At 44.8% G+C, this 18,562-nt stretch carries 16 protein-coding genes; 15 read left to right on the top strand and 1 reads right to left on the bottom strand.

Annotated features, from left to right (window positions below; translation table 11 throughout):
• Positions 1-17: 17 nt before the first annotated feature.
• From DWB64_RS01940 to DWB64_RS01870, 15 genes are all read left to right on the top strand, one after another.
• Positions 18-833, top strand: a complete 816-nt coding sequence (locus DWB64_RS01940) for a hypothetical protein (protein WP_129486492.1) — start codon at positions 18-20, stop codon at positions 831-833.
• A 7-nt stretch (positions 834-840) separates the two neighbouring features.
• A complete protein-coding gene (gene lepB, locus DWB64_RS01935; RefSeq protein WP_164980179.1) occupies positions 841-1,368 on the top strand; it encodes a signal peptidase I in 528 nt (175 codons plus the stop codon).
• Complete coding sequence (lepB, locus tag DWB64_RS01930) at positions 1,361-1,903, top strand: signal peptidase I (RefSeq protein WP_129486490.1); 543 nt, start codon at positions 1,361-1,363, stop codon at positions 1,901-1,903. Before lepB (DWB64_RS01935) ends, lepB (DWB64_RS01930) begins: the two co-directional genes overlap by 8 nt.
• Positions 1,904-1,966: 63 nt before the next feature.
• On the top strand, positions 1,967-3,625 hold the full coding sequence (locus tag DWB64_RS01925; protein WP_129486489.1) for a nucleoside kinase: 1,659 nt from the start codon (positions 1,967-1,969) through the stop codon (positions 3,623-3,625).
• Positions 3,626-3,853: 228 nt separating this feature from the next.
• On the top strand, positions 3,854-5,524 hold the full coding sequence (locus tag DWB64_RS01920; protein WP_129486488.1) for a PP2C family protein-serine/threonine phosphatase: 1,671 nt from the start codon (positions 3,854-3,856) through the stop codon (positions 5,522-5,524).
• 17 nt (positions 5,525-5,541) lie between these two features.
• Positions 5,542-6,093, top strand: coding sequence for a helix-turn-helix domain-containing protein (locus tag DWB64_RS01915; protein ID WP_129486487.1), 552 nt, complete (start codon positions 5,542-5,544; stop codon positions 6,091-6,093).
• Positions 6,094-6,139: 46 nt separating this feature from the next.
• Positions 6,140-6,970 carry a deoxyribonuclease IV gene (locus DWB64_RS01910; RefSeq protein ID WP_129486486.1) on the top strand — a complete coding sequence of 277 codons (831 nt, stop codon included), beginning with the start codon at positions 6,140-6,142 and terminating at the stop codon, positions 6,968-6,970.
• A gap of 23 nt (positions 6,971-6,993) precedes the next feature.
• A complete protein-coding gene (locus DWB64_RS01905) occupies positions 6,994-7,959 on the top strand; it encodes an epoxyqueuosine reductase (protein WP_129486485.1) in 966 nt (321 codons plus the stop codon).
• Between the two features lie 106 nt (positions 7,960-8,065).
• A complete protein-coding gene (gene tdh / locus DWB64_RS01900; RefSeq protein WP_129486484.1) occupies positions 8,066-9,112 on the top strand; it encodes an L-threonine 3-dehydrogenase in 1,047 nt (348 codons plus the stop codon).
• A 1-nt stretch (position 9,113) separates the two neighbouring features.
• The gene (locus DWB64_RS01895; RefSeq protein ID WP_129486483.1) at positions 9,114-10,301 is read left to right on the top strand and encodes a glycine C-acetyltransferase; all 1,188 of its coding nucleotides are present in this window, start codon (positions 9,114-9,116) and stop codon (positions 10,299-10,301) included.
• Between the two features lie 180 nt (positions 10,302-10,481).
• Positions 10,482-11,387, top strand: coding sequence for a chemotaxis protein (locus tag DWB64_RS01890; protein WP_129486482.1), 906 nt, complete (start codon positions 10,482-10,484; stop codon positions 11,385-11,387).
• A gap of 166 nt (positions 11,388-11,553) precedes the next feature.
• Complete coding sequence (locus DWB64_RS01885; protein WP_129486481.1) at positions 11,554-13,233, top strand: formate--tetrahydrofolate ligase; 1,680 nt, start codon at positions 11,554-11,556, stop codon at positions 13,231-13,233.
• Between the two features lie 175 nt (positions 13,234-13,408).
• Positions 13,409-15,700 carry a BTAD domain-containing putative transcriptional regulator gene (locus DWB64_RS01880; protein WP_129486480.1) on the top strand — a complete coding sequence of 764 codons (2,292 nt, stop codon included), beginning with the start codon at positions 13,409-13,411 and terminating at the stop codon, positions 15,698-15,700.
• Between the two features lie 28 nt (positions 15,701-15,728).
• Entirely contained in the window at positions 15,729-16,208 is a 480-nt protein-coding gene (locus DWB64_RS01875; RefSeq protein WP_129486479.1) for an S-ribosylhomocysteine lyase, read from the top strand.
• A gap of 1 nt (position 16,209) precedes the next feature.
• On the top strand, positions 16,210-17,049 hold the full coding sequence (locus DWB64_RS01870) for a hypothetical protein (RefSeq protein ID WP_129486478.1): 840 nt from the start codon (positions 16,210-16,212) through the stop codon (positions 17,047-17,049).
• Positions 17,050-17,092: 43 nt separating this feature from the next.
• Here DWB64_RS01870 and DWB64_RS01865 read toward each other — a convergent pair whose 3' ends face one another.
• Complete coding sequence (locus DWB64_RS01865; protein WP_129486477.1) at positions 17,093-18,280, bottom strand: GGDEF domain-containing protein; 1,188 nt, start codon at positions 18,278-18,280, stop codon at positions 17,093-17,095.
• Between the last annotated feature and the right edge of the window lie 282 nt (positions 18,281-18,562).

Here is an 18,562-nt window from a genome sequence, read left to right as displayed (position 1 = left end):
AGAAGAAGGTGACGTAGATGCTTAATGACAATGAGGTTTTGCAAAATCTTTTAGAACGGTATGATTACGGCGGTGCATATACGCTTTTGGTGAATATGAAGCTTGAACATTCCGATGTCGCAATCCTGACAAGGTCATGCCGGTATGCGATCAACTTTGATTTTGAAAGCGCGAGACATATTTTGAACAAGATTTCGGATGAGACAAAGTCGATGTCTGAATATGCGGAGCTCAACAAGAACCTGCTCGCACTGATCGATGGGGAGTCTGAGGCTGTTTTTTCCGAACTGATGGAAAACTTGAAAATCAAGCTGATCAATGATGAGTATATCGATTTTTTAGGTCGTGTGTACCGCTTTAAAGAAGCCGTCTTCAAATATATGTTTGTTAAAAAGCACATCGATAGAAGAAAATTCACCTTAAAGATCGATATGATGTCGAAACGGTCGCAGTTAAAGGTACTTCGCAAAAAATATAAGATTTTCAACAACAATATCGTCTACGCGCTCACCATCTATATGAACAAATATCAAAAAGACGATTACAAGATGATGGAGATCGTTAAAATTTTGAACTCGGAGCGTATGACCGAGTTGATCGAGCTAAGAAACGAATCGATTGTAGGCCATGGATTCACAGGTGTGAGCAGAACAGACATCGGCAGGGTCTATGGGAATCCCTATAGCGTACTTGACGATTTTAGCGCCTGCCTTGAAAAATTGGAAATCGACCTGTCCCGTTATAAGTACAGTGAGATAAACAGCTTCATACTCAAGCTGGCCTCTACTGTGCGAACCGAAGTCTACTATTCGGATACAGCAAAATTTGAATGAGGACATGATGAAAAACAAAGTGTATCAGATAGGTACGGCAGTACTAGTGGGTCTTGCGGCATTTGCCCTTTTTTCGACCTATGCAAGACCTAATGTGGTTCACGGCAACTCGATGGCTACTACCATCGAAGACGGTGATATCGTGCTTGTTGAGAAAGTGAGTGTTGTAAAGCATAATTTCGAACATGGCGATATCGTGCTGTTGACATCCGATTTAGAAATAAACGGAACAAAGCACGCGAAACTGACCAAAAGAATCATTGGATTACCTGGAGACCATATTGAAATAAAAGACGGTCTGGTCTACTTAAATGGAAAAATGATACTGGAAAGCTATCTTTCGGATGGTGGAACCATCGGTAAGCTCGATAGGGTCGTGCCAAGGGACCATCTTTTTGTTCTGGGAGATAATCGGTTGGAATCGATCGATTCAAGGCATGCTTCAGTAGGATTTGTACCAGTTGAAGCGATTGACGGTAAAGCTTATCTAAGAGTCTTTCCGTTTAGAAAATTTGGAGATATTACACATGACTAACGAAACGAAGCAAAAAATCAAAAATGAGATCAAGGAATGGACCAAATCGCTCCTTTTCGCACTTGCAGTAGGCGGACTTATCCTATTGTTTGCCAGACCTTCATTTATTATCGGACCTTCGATGGAACCGACCTTCCATGATAAGACGGTGGTGCTTGTTGAAAAAATCTCATACATCACAGGCGAACCTCAAATGGGCGATATCATTGTCGCAAAAACCGGGATTGAACTTAATTCATTTATGAACAAATCCGTCATAAAGCGAGTGATCGGACTATCTGGGGACCACATACTGATTAAGGACGGACTTGTCGAGATCAACGGTAAAGTGATTGACGAAAACTATATCCGCGATGGTTTCACAAACGGCACATTCGAGGGAACCGTACCTGAGAACCATGTATTCATCATGGGGGATAACCGTGTGAATTCAAACGATTCACGCTATAGCGAGATCGGTTATGTGCCGATTGGGGATATCAAGGGAAAAGTATATTTTAGAATTTTCCCGTTCAACGAGATAGCTTCATTTTAAAGTAACACATAGACTGGGGTATTGAACAATCAAGTCCGATCAAGATGATCAAGGAGGCCTTATATGTCAGACTGTTTCATTCGCATAGGGGAATTATTTGAAATTGAATCGAAGATAGGTACACCGCTAGCAGACATCGCAAGACAGATACAAAGTGAGCATGACAGTCAAATCGTGGCGTTCAAGGTGAACAATCATTTTAAAGAGTTATCCGATACGCTCAAGGAATGCCATAACTACCTTGAGATCGTGGACATGAACAATCCGGACGGCATCAGGATCTATCAGAGAAGCCTGGCTTTCGTGTTCATTCGAGCGGTAAAAGAGTTATATGCGGGTGCGACCGTTGACATTCAACATTCACTCAGCAAGGGCTTGTTTTGCGTGGTGCATAAGTCCCCCGCGCTTTGCGAGGCGGATATGGCCCTGATTACAGAAAAAATGAAAGAACTGATCGCTCTTGACGAGCCTTTCTTAAAGACGAAGATTACAAATGAGGAAGCAGAAGTCATCTTTCGTGAGCAGCATATGGAAGCAAAGGCGAAGCTTTTGAAATACAGGCAAACCGATAATATCAACATCTATAGCTACGGTTGGCTGAAGGATTATTTTTACGGATACATGCTTGTCAGCGCCGGCGGCTTGTCTGCGTTTGAGCTGACGTTCTTCGACGGTGGAATCATTCTGAGACACCCTACGGCGTATTCGGGCGGTCAAGTACCTCCGTTCGAACCGCAACCCAAGCTTGCTCAAATACATAGAGAAGCTGAAAAATGGGGTGACATCCTAAACGTCGGCTACATTTACAATATCAATGAACTGATCGAGAGCGATCAGATCAGAGAACAGATTCTGATCACCGAAGCGCTTCATGAGAAAAAAATCGCGGAGATCGCCGACCATATCAGTGCGAACGATAAGCGACTTATTCTGATCGCGGGACCGTCGTCTTCTGGAAAGACCACCTTTGCCAATCGGCTTAAAATCCAACTGCGGGTGAACGGTCTTCATCCTGTGACGATGGGAACAGACGATTACTTTGTGAATAGGGAATTCACGCCTGTCGACGAAAACGGAAAGTATGATTTTGAAGCGATCGAAGCTGTGGATCTTGATCAGTTCAACAAGGACCTGGCCGCTCTTCTTGATGGTCAGGAGGTGGAACTGCCAACGTTCAACTTTTTACTGGGTGTGCGCGAGTACCGGGGTAAGAAAATGAAAATCGGTGCCCATCAGCCGATCATCATCGAAGGAATTCATGGACTGAATCCGAAACTGACAAGCGATATCAGTGAGGAGGACAAGTTCAGAATCTATATCTCCTGCTTGACGCAGCTTAATATCGACAACCACAATCGAATTCCGACAACGGATTCAAGATTGTTCAGACGTATTGTCAGGGATAACAATTACAGAGGACATAACGCCCTCACAACGCTTAAATTATGGGCTTCTGTCAGAAGAGGCGAAGAGCGAAACATCTTCCCATATCAGGAAACGGCCGATGTGATGTTCAATTCCGCAATGGTCTATGAACTAGCGGTCCTAAAAAAACATATCGAACCGCTACTTCTAGAAATTCCTGAAACAGAACCGGAATTCGCCGAAGCGAAAAGATTGTTAAAGTTCCTAAGCTATGTGAAGTCGATCGAAACGAATGATGAAATACCGAATACGTCAATTGTCAGGGAGTTCGTGGGCGGTAGCGTATTCAGAGAATAAAGGAGATAATTTATCTTTATGCATTAAAGGTTTAAAGAGCGAGTGAAATTTAAGCACTCGCTCTTATTTTTATGCGCTTATATCGATAAATAACCGAAGAATGGTGGTTTCATTGAGAAAACTTGAGAAATAGATTTTACTGTACACGCTAAAATGTTACAATTAGTTTAGCGAATCGTGTAAGGATAGAAATAATGACTTATTGCGCTTTTGTATTAGGAGACTACTATGGAAATGTTGCAGGCTAAGGCGAAGGAACGCCATATGCTACTTGTTGAATTCGGTCTGATAGTTGGAGTATGTATTGCAGGACTGTTTTTTTATGTACAAATGCACGATAGAATTGCTGAAATCTACCTTTCTTACCCGATGATGTTTATGGCAGGAACGACCTTTAACATCGTACTGCTTGTGAGCGCCTTTTTACTGTTCAATACGACCTACTACTCCTTTGTGAGTTATCGGGGAACAAAAATGTTGATTCTGTCGACGACCTCAGGCTATTTCGCGGTTGTCTATCTTTTCTACTTCATACTGAACGCCCTAGGGGCACATAGCACAGCACTCGATACGGCATTTATGAGGAGTGAGGTCATACTTACTTTCTTACTGTTCGTGTTTGCTGTGGGTACTTTAACCTCGAGTTTTATTGATAATGATATCAAGTTTATGGATCTTACAGGAATCAAGAAGGGGATGCCTTTTGCTATCGGATTGGCCTTGTCTGCGGTCACCTTTGTCAGCATGCATCTTTTGGGTCGGATTGATTCACAACCCTTGTTCGACCGTCTGAACCAAATCTTCCTATCCGCCGCGATCCTTTTGACTCTCAGTGTGATTGTCATGAAAATACGTAACTACATCTTGACGCTGGAGCGGATTCAGATTCGTCTGGCTGTAAGTGCCGTATTTATGACATCGGCGATGGTGCTCAGGCTGTTGCCACCTTTTAACGGTCCTGTTCGAAGTCTATTCTTTTATATTTATCTGATTGCTGGTCTGCTGATTTATGTTTATGCGATATTCAAATACAATATCAGCATACCTGTAAAGCATCAGAAAAATGCGGAACAGCAGGTTAAGCTCTATGCGGAAAACCTAGAAAAAATCGTGCAAAAAAGAACAGCTGATATGCGAAAGGCCAACATGCAGTTTATCAGAGATATCGAATATGCTAAAAACATTCAACAATCCTTATTGCCTGGAACTCATCTGGAATTTGAAAACACCGATTTTGTGGCAGCCTACTATCCATGCGAAAGGTTGAGCGGCGATTTTTACGACGTCTTTAGAATTGATCCGGAAACCATCGGCATGTATGTTTTGGACGTTTCGGGGCACGGTGTGCCTGCGGCGCTGATGACCATGTTCTGTATGAATTACATCAAGTCATCCGAAAGGCTGATCAACGTGTATAGGGCGAAGAAACCTCAACGTAATCTCAAGCATTTCTTTGAAGCCTTCAATAAGATGAATTTTCCTGATGAAATGCATATGGTCATGTTCATCGCTTCTTACGATGAGCCGTCAAGGGTGCTGACCTACTGCTCCGGAGGTATGAATACGCTTCCGTATGTCGTCAGACAGAACGGCGAAGTCATAAGGCTTGACGATTCCACCGGTTTTCCTATCTGTAAGGTAGGAAGTTTCTATACGCCTGAATTCCATAGCGCTAAAATCGAGTTAAGCGTTGGAGACCGTGTGTTCTTTTATACGGATGGACTGACCGACAAAGGCAAGACACAGATTTATGACGACAAAAAGATTATCGACCTGATGCTTAGTCATCGTAAAAAGTCGATTCAAGGCATAAAAGAAGTGCTAACCAGCGAAATAGGCAGTGTCGCCCATAAGTTGGATGACGATATCACGTTCATCATCATGGACATAACAAAATAGCCATAGGAGGCAAGGATATGAAGGACGTACTACTGATGAAAGACCTTGACCAGATCAAGTGTATTTCGCAAGCATATAGAATCAACATACTGGAGGCTTTTGAAGATCAGGCCGCAACCGCCAAAATGATTTCTGAGAGACTGGGTGAACCGCATGCCAAAATCAACTACCACTTGAAGGAAATGCTCAAACACGGAATACTCAACCTGGTTGAAGAAGTCGTAAAGCTTGGAATCGTTGAAAAATATTATTTGCCGGTAGCCAAGCAGTTTGTGGTGGACAGCAATACGCTTAAGATTTCTGATGATGCCGTACATGAGTCGATCAATCAATATAGGCTTATGATCTTTGACACCACTGCAACCGCTTTTTACGAAGCGATTGAAGACAAATCGGTTTCGCATCAGATAAAACTGAATATGCTTCATGACATGCACCTGACGATGGATGAGATCAAAGAGATGCAGGATGAAATCGACTCGGTCTACAAGAAGTATGAAGAACTTTCAGAAGTGAAACGTGAGAACACGTCAAGATATGTTGTGTCTCATATGATATTGCCATACTGACCAAGGGAGCATTCGCTCTCTTTTTTTAGTTGAAAGAAGGAAATCCATGATTATAGGATCACATTTGTCTATCGCTTCGGGCTATGAGAAAGCGGCGAAGATAGCGATAGAAATGCATGCCAACACATTTCAGTTCTTCACGAGAAATCCTCGTGGCGGATCCATGAGAGCTTTTGATAGCGACGATACAGCGGCGCTCAGAGCCTTGATGGAGGAATATGAGTTTGGCAGGCTGCTTGCCCACGCGCCCTACACGATGAATTTATGTTCGTCTAAGGAAAGTGCGCTGCGCTTTGCAAAACAAGCCTTAAAAGAGGATATCGAAAGGCTCGAAATGCTTCCATGCCAGTTGTACAACCTTCACCCAGGTTCTCATACGGGAATCGGCGTGGAGAAGGGAACCCAGCTGATCATCGAAGCTTTGAACGAAGTTCTAAAAAAAGAGATGAAAATCAAGGTGTTGCTTGAGACGATGTCTGGAAAGGGTACGGAGATCGGTTCGACATTCGAAGAGCTTAGAGCGATTATTGACGGTGTGGAGTGTAACGAACATTTGGGTATATGTATGGATACGTGCCATATCTACTCTGCCGGCTATGATATTGTGAACGATCTTGACGGGGTACTTGAAGAATTCGATAGAGTTATTGGTCTGGATAGATTAAGTGCTGTCCACCTCAATGATTCGAAAACACCTTTCGCGAGTAAAAAGGACCGGCATGAGACCCTCGGCAAGGGTTCTATAGGCCTTGAGGCGTTAGTGAGCTTTATCAATCACCCGGCCATCAGACACCTTCCTATCCTGCTTGAAACGCCGGTGAGTGTGGAAGAGCACGCTAGGGAGATCGAGTTGTTGTTGGGAACGGACAAGGATTGAAGATTGAAAATGGATGGTGGAAGATGGATGCTGGTTGGGTAAGGAGTGAGCTAGAACGGTTTGTCGAGGGAGATTTTGATGTCTCTTTTGTTGACGTCAGAACGCTTGAACGGTATGCGCAGCCAGCAATGGCAAGTGAAGAATGGCTTAGTAGGAACTCAGCCGATTATCATGTGCCTGATGCAAAATGGGCGATCGTGATCGCAAGACCCTATGCCCTTTGTCTGACTAAGCGAGAAATCGGTAAAGGGAGACTGGCATCGACAGGCAGAGAGCTTGACTACCATGAAGATTTGGAATCGATACTGGACACGCTCGCGGGTGAGATGAAAAAGCACTATGTCGACTTCAACCATAAGCTCTTTATCGATAAGCACGGCTATGACGATAGAAAGATCGCTCATGCGTCGGGGCTTGGCTTTTGGGGAAAACATAATTTGCTGATTCATGAAGCATACGGCTCCGCATTCAATATCGGCTATCTGCTGACGGACATCGAATTGGACGCTCCCGCTCCAAAGGTGAGGAGTTCTGAGTGTGGAAGCTGCACAAAATGCATTAGGGGATGTCCTAACGGCGCCCTTGTTGAAGGGAGGCCTCTGGATACCTCAAAGTGCCGCTCCGCCCTGAACCAAAAAAAGGGACCGCTCGATTCGGATCAGATGATGCTGATCAGCGACTGGGTCTACGGATGCGACATATGCCAGTGGTGCTGTCCTTACAATGACAAGGTCAAAGTCGACGGGAATTTAAACTTGGATCTGAAAAGCATGATGATGGAGTCCAAGTCCACTTTTAAGAAAAACCATCTAACTAGGGCTTATGGGTATCTTGGGGCGTCGAGACTGAAGCGAAACGCCATGGTCATCTTGGCTAGGCAGTACGGAATAGAAGCACTTGACGACTATTTCGAGACGATTCAGAGGATACCGATGTTAAAGGATCAGTATGAGATTCTGAAAACGTGGAGTCTGAAAAGTGTTAAATAATCGTCATAAAGCTTTCTGCTATGTATGCGAGAGGCGGACAATGTAGTATAATAAGTTTGTCAAATTGAACGTGAATACGTTTGCTCAATATGGAGGAGAAATCATCATGATGAAGGCGATTATCAAACAAACACCAGCTGAGGGTGCAACCCTTGTAGAAATTGCAAAACCTAAGGTTGGCGAAAGAGAAGTGCTAATCAAGGTGCAAGCCACATCGATTTGCGGAACAGATTTTCATATTTACAAATGGGATGAGTGGTCGCAGAACAGAATCAAGACGCCTCAGGTGATGGGTCATGAATTCGCCGGTGAGGTAATTGCTATTGGTGATAAGGTTACAAAGGTCAAATTAGGTGATATCGTATCGGCAGAAACTCACATCGTCTGTGAGGTTTGCGAGCTTTGCCAAACAGGCAACGCGCATATCTGTAAGGATACCCTTATTCTAGGCGTGGACACGCAAGGTACCTTCGCTGAATACGTCGTGATTCCAGAGCAAAACGCATGGTTGAACGACAAAGATGTCTCACCTGAGTATCTTTGCATTCAAGAACCTCTTGGAAATGCCGTGCACACCGTATTGAGCGGAGAAATCATTGGAAAAACAATCGCTGTAGTCGGTTGCGGTCCAATCGGCCTTATGGCTGTAGATGTCGCTAAGGCGTCAGGTGCTGCGAAAGTCATTGCAATCGAAATCAATGACTACAGAGCGAACCTTGCAGGCGAGATAGGTGCTGATGTGGTACTGAATCCGATGAAAGACGATGTTATCGCAAGAGTTTTAGAAGAAACAGGCGGACTTGGTGTGGATGTGGTCGCTGAAATGAGCGGCAACAAGATTGCGATCAACCAAGCGCTTAAATATATCAAATTGGGCGGACGTATGTCGATGCTCGGCATACCTAATGGCAAAGTGGAACTTGATATCGCCACAGATGTCGTGTTCAAAGGAATCACCATTCACGGAATCGTCGGAAGACGCATGTACGATACCTGGTATCAGGTAAAGGGATTGATCCAATCGGGAAAACTACATCTTGATAAGATCGTCACACATAAGATGCCGATGGATGACTTCCAAAAAGGAATGGACTTGATGGAATCTGGTAATTGTGGAAAAGTGGTATTGTTCCCAACACATAAGGAGGACTAAGATGTCTAATTTTCATGAACTTAAATTTTTACAGGATAAAATCGAAGAATTGAAAGATGCAGGTACCTATAGAAAATTACCTGTACTCAACGGAGCAAATGAAGCAGAATGTATGTTGAACGGCAAAACGGTCATCAATTTAAGCTCGAACAACTACTTGGGTTTCGCAACGCATCCACGCCTAAAAAAAGCGGCTATCGACGCGGTTGAAAAATACGGTGTCGGTGCGGGTGCGGTTCGTACGATTGTTGGAAACATGGATATCCACGAAGAGCTTGAAACGGTACTTGCCAAGTTCAAAAGAGAAGAAGCGGTCATGGTATTCCAGTCCGGCTTCAACTGCAATGCAGGAGCGATTCAAGCGATTACAGAAAAGGGCGACCTGATTCTTTCTGATGAGCTTAACCATGCGTCGATCATCGATGGCGCAAGACTTTCAAGAGCGGATAAAAAAGTGTTCAAGCATAGCGATATGGAAGACCTTGAGCGCGTTTTGAAAGAGAATCGTGCAAACTACAGAAACGTGCTGATCATCACTGACGGCGTGTTCAGTATGGATGGCGATATCGCAAAGCTTCCTGAAATCGTGGAACTTGCTGAAAAATATGAAGCGATGACTTACGTGGACGATGCCCATGGTTCAGGAGTTCTCGGTGAGAACGGCCGTGGTACTGTGGATCACTTCGGACTTCATGGAAGAGTCGATTTTACAATAGGAACACTTTCAAAGGCGATCGGCGTCATAGGCGGATACGTCGCAGGTAAAAAAGTGACTCAGGAATGGCTCAACCACCGCGGAAGACCGATCCTGTTCTCAACAGCGCTTCCACCAGCTGCAGTAGGCGCGATCATTGAAGCGGTGAATATACTTATGGACACTTCAGAGTATTCAGAGCGTCTATGGGACAATTCAAGATTCTTCAAAGAGAAGCTTGGAAGACTGGGCTTTGATACGGGTAATAGCGAAACTCCGATTACACCTGTAATCATAGGTGACGAAGCGAAGACGATGGCGTTTTCAAAAGCACTGCTTGAAGAGGGCGTCTACGTATCGGGCATCGTGTTCCCGACAGTTGCCAAAGGCACTGGTCGCGTGCGATGCATGGTGACAGCCGCCCACACGAAGGACCAACTCGAAAGAGCTGTAGGCATCTTCGAAAAAGTTGGTAAAGAGATGGGAATCATCTAAATCCGATTTTCGCATGTGGTGAGTGTAACAACCTAATAAAGGAGCCGACATATTTCAGATATGTCGGCTTTATTATTGTATTTACATTACTAACAAGTGTTTTTATATGTTAAAATTGGGGTATACGGATTTACAATAAGCTAAAGAACATAAAGCTGTAATAACCGAGGAGGAGCAAGTATGGATCAAACGGGAATTCTATTAGAGACAGGAACCGGTGAGGTAGAGATACTTAAATTCAAAGTCCATGGCAAACATTATGCTATAAATGTGGTAAAAGTTCGTGAGATACTTCAATTGGGAGAGACTGCGAAAGTGCCCAACGCCCATGCTTCAATCATGGGACTTACTCTTGTAAGAGGGGAAGTCGTCACTGTGATCGATCTTCAGCACGTGCTAGAGAAAAAGGCGTTTGATAGCACCGAGAACAAAATGACCTTATTGTGTGAGTTCAATCAGATTAAAGTCGCATTTTGTGTGGATGAGGTACTAGGCATACACAGAATCAAATGGGCGGATATGATCAAACCGGATGAACTGCTTGATCAGAGTCTTGTCATCGCAAATATCAATCTGGATCAGAAGATTTTCATGCTGCTTGACTTCGAAAAAATTGTGATGGATATCAGCCCACAGACTGGAATCAGCGTGGAGCGTATGCAGCATATCGAGACTAAGGACCGTGCGGGTTACAAGCTCGTACTTGCAGACGACTCGCCAATAATCAGAAAAGTGTTGCTGGATACCCTGACGCTTGCAGGATACACCAAGCTGAGGTTTTTCAACGACGGTCAGGAAGCGCTCAACTATTTTGACGAACTGGTCAAAACCGAGGGCGAGAACTTCAAAAGAGAAGCTCAACTGCTGATCACCGACATAGAGATGCCAAAACTTGACGGGCACACCTTGACCAGAAGATTAAAAGAGCATAAGGTACTTCGCAATCTACCGATCATCATCTTCTCATCGCTTATCACCGGCGAATTACGCCATAAGGGTGAGGCGGTCGGAGCTGACGCTCAGATGAGTAAACCGGAGATCGGCCAGCTGATAGAAATGATCGATCTACTGTTAGGAATCGAATAGCATAGCAAGAACTTGCCTTGGGCAAGTTCTTTTCTTTGGAAAACGACAGACGATTACTTCACCCAATTAAAGCTATAAAACATCTACAAGAATCAATCTATTGACGTTTTCATAGACGTTTGGCAAGTAAGGTGTAATTAATAAAACTAATGAGGAGGCTGCAATAATGAAAACGTTTTTATCGGATATCGAAATTGCCCAAAAGGCAGAAATGAAAAAAATCATCGAGGTGGCGGAACAGGTTGGAATCGACGAGGATTCAATTGAACTGTATGGTCACTATAAGGCGAAGGTCAATCTTGATTTTATCAGCAGTCTGAAAGATAAGCCAAACGGCAAGCTGATTCTTGTAACCGCAATCAATCCGACACCGGCTGGTGAAGGTAAGACGACAACGAATATCGGTCTTAGCATGGGTCTTAACAAGATAGGTAAAAAGACATTCACGACGCTAAGAGAGCCTTCTCTTGGACCTTGTTTCGGCGTAAAAGGCGGAGCTGCTGGTGGCGGTTATGCACAAGTGGTACCGATGGAAGACATCAACTTGCATTTTACAGGTGATATCCACGCGGTAACGACATCGCACAACTTGTTGTCCGCACTGATCGACAACCACATACATCAAGGAAACGCACTCAACCTAGACCCTAGAAGACTTGCGTGGAAACGCGTACTGGATATGAACGACAGGGCCTTAAGACATACAGTAATCGGACTAGGCGGTAGACCCAACGGAGTGCCTAGAGAAGATGGATTTGACATCTCTGTAGCTTCAGAAATCATGGCGGTACTTTGCCTTGCTACAAGCATAGCGGATCTTAAAGCAAGAATCGGTAGAATGATCATCGGTTATACCTACGAGCAAAAGCCTGTGACTGTCGATGACTTGGGTGCTACAGGAGCGATTTCCCTGCTTCTTAAAGACGCGATCAAGCCTAACCTTGTGCAAACCCTTGAAAACACACCTGCTTTTATTCATGGTGGTCCTTTTGCGAATATCGCTCACGGCTGTAACAGTGTCATGGCTACTTCGACTGCTTTAAAGCTTGCCGACTATGTTGTGACAGAAGCTGGCTTTGGTGCGGATCTTGGAGCTGAGAAGTTCTTCAATATCAAATGCAGATACGCAGAACTTGATCCGGCGATCGCAGTGATCGTAGGTACGGTTCGCGCGCTTAAGAACCATGGCGGAGTAGGCAAGAACGAGTTGAACGAAGAAAACCTCGACGCGCTCAGAGCGGGCTTTGGAAACATTCAGAAACATGTTGAGAATATCCGTAAATTCGGTGTTCCGGCCCTTATCGCCATCAACAAGTTCCCGACAGACACAGCGGCTGAGCTTGATCTCTTGAATGACTTGTGTGAAGAAATCGGTGTGGATGTTGTACTTTCGGATGTCTGGGCCAATGGCGGAGACGGCGGAGTTGCACTTGCTGAAAAGGTCATTGAGATCACAGATAAAAACGAATCCGTATTCAAACCGCTTTATGATCTTGATATGCCTGTAAAGGAAAAAATCGAAACAATCGCAATGGAGATATACGGCGCGGACGGCGTGGATTTCTCAGCAGCCGCTCTAAAGCAAATCGACAGCATCAAAGCGATCGGTTATGACCATCTTCCGATCTGCATGGCTAAAACCCAGTACTCACTTAGTGACGATCCATCGCTAAAAGGTAGACCTGAAGGATTTAGAATCGCAGTAAGACAACTTAAGGTATCTGCAGGCGCAGGATTTGTCGTGGCTCTTACCGGTGAGGTAATGACAATGCCTGGACTTCCTAAAGTCCCTGCGGCGATGAATATGGATATGGATGACGACGGCAACATCACTGGATTGTTCTAGGTGACACTGTCTTAGATTCCAAGTGACTTAAAAACCCGAGGCAGTTAGGCGTGTATTCGCTTAACTGCCTTTTATCTTGAGTGGATCGCACTTTAACGATTTAATGCGCACAGATACTCAAAAAACGTCTATAATAGAGAGTATATGAGACGGATATTGACGGTTGGAGGCCTACATGATTAGAGTGACTGTATTTGGAGAACCCGGTGTATATTTGAACAACCAGCAGGTCAGGTTTCCTTTTAAAAAAGCGGAAGGACTCTTCTATTACATGGCGATCCACAAAGAGGTGACAAGGGAACGTCTGATCCACTTGTTCTGGGCGGATCTTGAAGACCAGTCTGCCAAAAAAAATTTAAGAAACGCCCTATATATCATTAAGACTTTGTTCGGGCCTGGCATATTTATTACACAGACAAGACAGACCATCTCGATAAACGAGGAGCTTATCGATGTCGAAACCAAAGTGGACGGAAGCAAATACCTATCCTTAAGCGGTGAATTCCTACATAACTTTCATGTCAAAGAAGCCGATTTTTTTGACGAATGGGTCATGTACGAGCGAGATAAGTACAGGGAGTCGAGGATATCGAATGCGTATGAGAAACTGACAGTATCCACAGAACCCGATCAGATCATCAGGTGGTGTAAACTGATCCTCACACAGGATCCTTATGACGAGGCCATTTACAGGAAACTGATGAAGACCTACATGAACATCCAGCAGTACAACAAGGGAATCGACGCCTATAAGCGTCTTGAGGAGAAATTGAAGAAGGATCTGGGGATAACGCCCGACACTCAGACAGCCGCCCTTTATAAAAAAGTGCTGGATTTCAAAGAAACGGACAGTAACGTGGTGGTGAGTCCCGATCATTCGACACAAGGGGATGGACTACTGAATCAATTGAACTCGCTCAGCGAAGACGCCAAACATGTTATCGCCATCTTCTCTTGCTATATGAGTTCGATACCCTTTGACGATATTCTCGCCATGAGCGGACAAAGTGAATGGAATCTACTGACATCGATCAAAGAACTTGTCGAAAAGCGGCTGGTCGTCGAGTTCGAAAAAAAGGATGAGCTTAGATTTTCCTTTGTTTCTGAGACACTCAAGGACTTTGTCTACAACGGACTTTTAAAAGCTCAAAAAAGAATCATCCATCAACGTATCGCCAATCAGGTTCAGATCAGGCTCAAGGACAATATGGCGATCACGGAGTTCAAGTCGCTAATCCACCACTACCAGAAGGCAGGGGACCGCTTGAACGAGTTGAAGTACCGGGTGGAGTATCTTTCCGAATACCTTCAAGTGAACCACGAGACATTCCCTGTGATCAATTATCAGAGGTCGATCCATCCCAGCCTGATCTATATGAGCAATGAGGCGGTAGACAAGGAGCTTGAAGTCATCGACCATCTTTTTGACTCGCTGATCATTCCTAAAAGCTATCGGCAGAAAGTATCCAACCTGAGTCAAAAGGTGCTGCATATCAAGGGCAGGTACGCCATAAAGTGCGGAGAGTACGACAAGGGTGTTTGTTCGATCGACCGGCTGATCAGGGAAGCCAAACAGGACAATGACGTTGAAATGCTGTTTAAAGGAATGCTGCAGCTGGCGTTTCACAAAATCAACATCCACGATGTGGACGGGCTAAAGGGGATTGTCGATGAAGGTCTAAAGGTGTTTGACGACATCAACACTTACCCTAATGCTTGTTTTTTAAGGCTTAGTGGACTTGAGTCGGTACTTAGAGGTGATTTTGAAAGAGGGAACACCCTATTGGAAGAGTCGATTCATAACACCTTGACGCTAGATGACGCGCAGCAGTACTCGCTCGGTATCGTGGCTTGTAAATACTATTTGGCTGAATCAAAGCGGTTGACCCGTGCCTATGATGAAGCGCTGACGCTTCTTGAAGAGGCGATAAGACAGTTAAAAAGCAAAGGTTTGTACGGGCGTCTGACCGTGTTTTACACACAGGCCGGTCAAGTCGCTTATGAGGCTCGCAAGTATGACACGGCAAGGTCCTACTTTAAAAAGGCCAACAACCTTTATGAGAAATATGAGTACAGGTGGGGCCAGGCTATCGCCAGAGCATATGGCGTGGCATGCGGCCTGTATAAAAACGGATTTGAAGAGAGACAGCACGAAGCCATGTTAAGCGCCCTTGAAAAGGCTGAGAAACTTGGCAACAAATACGAGATCGGTCTGATCTACAAGGTGTTTACCGATTATGTACACTATCTGGTTGAACATAAGGCGCCTGTCTGGCAATATGAGGTGATGCTCAAGCTGGTCGCCCGCTATAAGGAATCGGACATGTTCAGCGCCCTTGACCACTACTGCTACCGTATGGATGTCAAGTCTCCAATCAACAGGAAATTGGAACTGATCTACACAAGGATTGAACTATCACAAGATAAGACTTCGGACTTGCTTGATAAACAGGAAGAAGCCTTGTAAACTAAGGGGTATATAGGAGGAGGACGACATGAAGAAGATTGCTAGTTTTACCGTCGATCATGATCGATTGAAGGAAGGTGTCTACGTTTCGAGAATCGACCATCTGGGTGAAGAGACAGTAACGACATTTGATTTAAGGTTCAAGTTGCCAAACGGTGGGGATTACATGACCCCTAAGGTGGCGCATACGCTTGAACACCTGCTTGCGACCTATTTCAGGTCGGATGAGACGATCTCTGACAAGGTGGTCTACTTCGGACCGATGGGATGTCAGACAGGAATGTATCTGGTGCTTCATGGAAGTTATACTTCGGATGACGTATTACCCATGATTACCGCGTCGATGGAGTTTGTCGTTGGATATGAAGGAGAGGTTCCAGGAACCAAAAGAATGGAATGCGGCCAATATGAGCTCCATGATCTCGCAGGAGCAAAAGAAGAGGCAAGGACATACCTGCAAGTACTTCAGGACATCGACGACAGTCGCCTGAACTATCCGGCGCTTTAAGATGGGTAGTCTACTTATCGCCATCCTATTTTCAGCAAGCATCGCACTTGTCTTCAAATGGGCGACTGGCAAAGGCACACATTCTATGGCGGTTTCCTTTTTCAACTATATCGCAGCGACTGTGATGAGTCTGATCACGCTGCTTAGCAATCCTTTTCTTGAAGACATCTCCTTCGTGTCGTCGATGGCAACAGTGGCGATCGGCTTTGTTACGGGGATATTCTTCTTGGGAGCCTTTTTGACCTACCAGCATGCGGTGGCAAAATCTGGCGCGTCGCTATCTGGAATGTATATGAAGATGGGAATTCTAGTACCGATGATTTTCGCACTCGTCATCTGGAAGGAAGTCCCGACAGGTATTCAATTTGCAGGAGTCGCGATATTGATGGCCGCGATTGTGATTTCCAATACGACGAAAGACTTTAAGCTGGAAGTGAACACAAGTCTTGTCATCCTGTTCGCGGTCGGCGGTATGGCGGAATTCATGAATAAGTTCTTTCAGCAGACGCAACCTGAACATATGAAAGCGGTGTTCCTTTTAACCACCTTCGCGACTGCGATGGTCCTAAGTGGAACCATGCTTGTCTTGAAAAAGGTGAAGGTAACAAGGCTAGATATGATGACAGGAATCGCCGTCGGGATACCCAACATGCTGACGTCCTTCTTTTTAATCGCAGCACTTTCTGTGCTCAATACGTCTGTGGTCTTCGCATTCTATAGCGCGGGTGCCATAGCGACAATCACGATCATGAGCCGTATCCTATTTGGAGAAAAATCGAACAGACGCACACGGACGGCCCTTATCATCACGATGTTTGGGTTAGTGCTTGTTAATCTATAAATGAAAACGCCCCTTCTAAAGAAGGGGCGTACTTTTTTTGCTTTCATGTGCTTTTATAACTGACCGTGTTTCTACCTTTTTCTTTTGAGAGATACAGGCCTTCATCCGCGTGATGGATGATCTCCTGAACCGTTCTTCCGTTATCGGGATAGTTTGAAATTCCAACCGAGATGGTGAAATGAGGATTGTCCGTCTGAGCCACTTTTCTTCTGAACCTTTCGGCGACGACGACCGCAGTCTGGATATCGGCGCCTGTGAGTAGGATGAAAAACTCATCTCCGCCATACCTGCCAAGGAAGTCCTCGTCGCGAATGCTTTCCTTGGCGATCCGGGCGAGGGTTTTGATGCACCTGTCGCCTACGATATGGCCTAAGGTGTCGTTGACGTTTTTAAACTTATCGATATCGAACATCAGTACCGAATAGGTATGCGTGCGCTTATCGGCGATCAGCTTGTCCATCTCGTTAAGGAGTGCCTTTTTGTTAAGTGCTCCGGTCATGTCATCGGTTCTAGCCACCTTCGCTATTTTTTCCTTTGAAAGTTCCATATAGAACATCCGCTCATTGACTTCTTTACGAACGGCATTGTCAAAATTCTTTTCGATATGCCTTGCGTGACTGAGGTGCTCGAGGTGATAGTTCTGAATGGCTCTCCAGATGCCTACGTGGATGCTGATGAAATAGACGGTCTTGAAGATGATGAGGAAGAAAAGGCCATCCACGTTGAATAGGAAGATGATCGTAAGACTTCCAAGGGTATTGAAGAGGTGTGGTATCGCAAAGCTCATCGGCCTATGCTTAAGCAGTTTGACACTGACATCGATAAGCATCGCCGCGATGTGTGCGATCGCTATCCACCGGAGGTTCAAGTTATAGATTTCTGGTATCTCTGGATTGAAGGTGAGGTAAAGACTGGAGCTTATCAAAAGAGTTGCAGTAAAGAAAGAAAGCACCTCTTGCTTTGAACTTTTGTCTGACACGAACTCTGAGATGGCGGCGCTGATAAAGTAGATGGTTTCGCCCATCATAAGCGCCTTAAAAAGTGAGATGTCATTGACCCAAATCTTTTGAATGGCTACAAAAAACAGCACACCGATCAGGCGCGTAGCTTGATGCACTCTCCTGTCGCCAAGTTGCCTATAGGTAACTGAGAAGACGAAAGCAGAGAAGCAGAATGCCACGAGGATCGTATAGTGTATATCTACAAGATTGTTAAGTGTAAGCCCTGTCATAGAGTTGCTCCTTTGTAAGTGATGTGTTTATCATTATACCAATTTATCATCCATTAAACCACACTTTGTATGATCTTCGCGTATTGACAGAAGTGAAACTCTATACTATAATTGCAACTAATAAGAATACTTAACCTATGATGGGACGAGTAACTCGATTGAAGTGGGACCAGCGAGCTTGGGATAGTGTAAGCCAAGTCGAAGCCATTGAGTGAAGAACAGCCCTGAGGTCCTGACTGAACGTGCTCCGCACTATTAGGATCAGGCGTAACCTGGCGTTAA

The sequence above is a fragment of the Fusibacter sp. A1 genome (genome assembly GCF_004125825.1).
GTDB lineage: Bacteria > Bacillota > Clostridia > Peptostreptococcales > Acidaminobacteraceae > QQWI01.
Note: the sequence above shows the minus strand (reverse complement) of the source record. Positions and strands in the feature narration are given on the sequence as shown.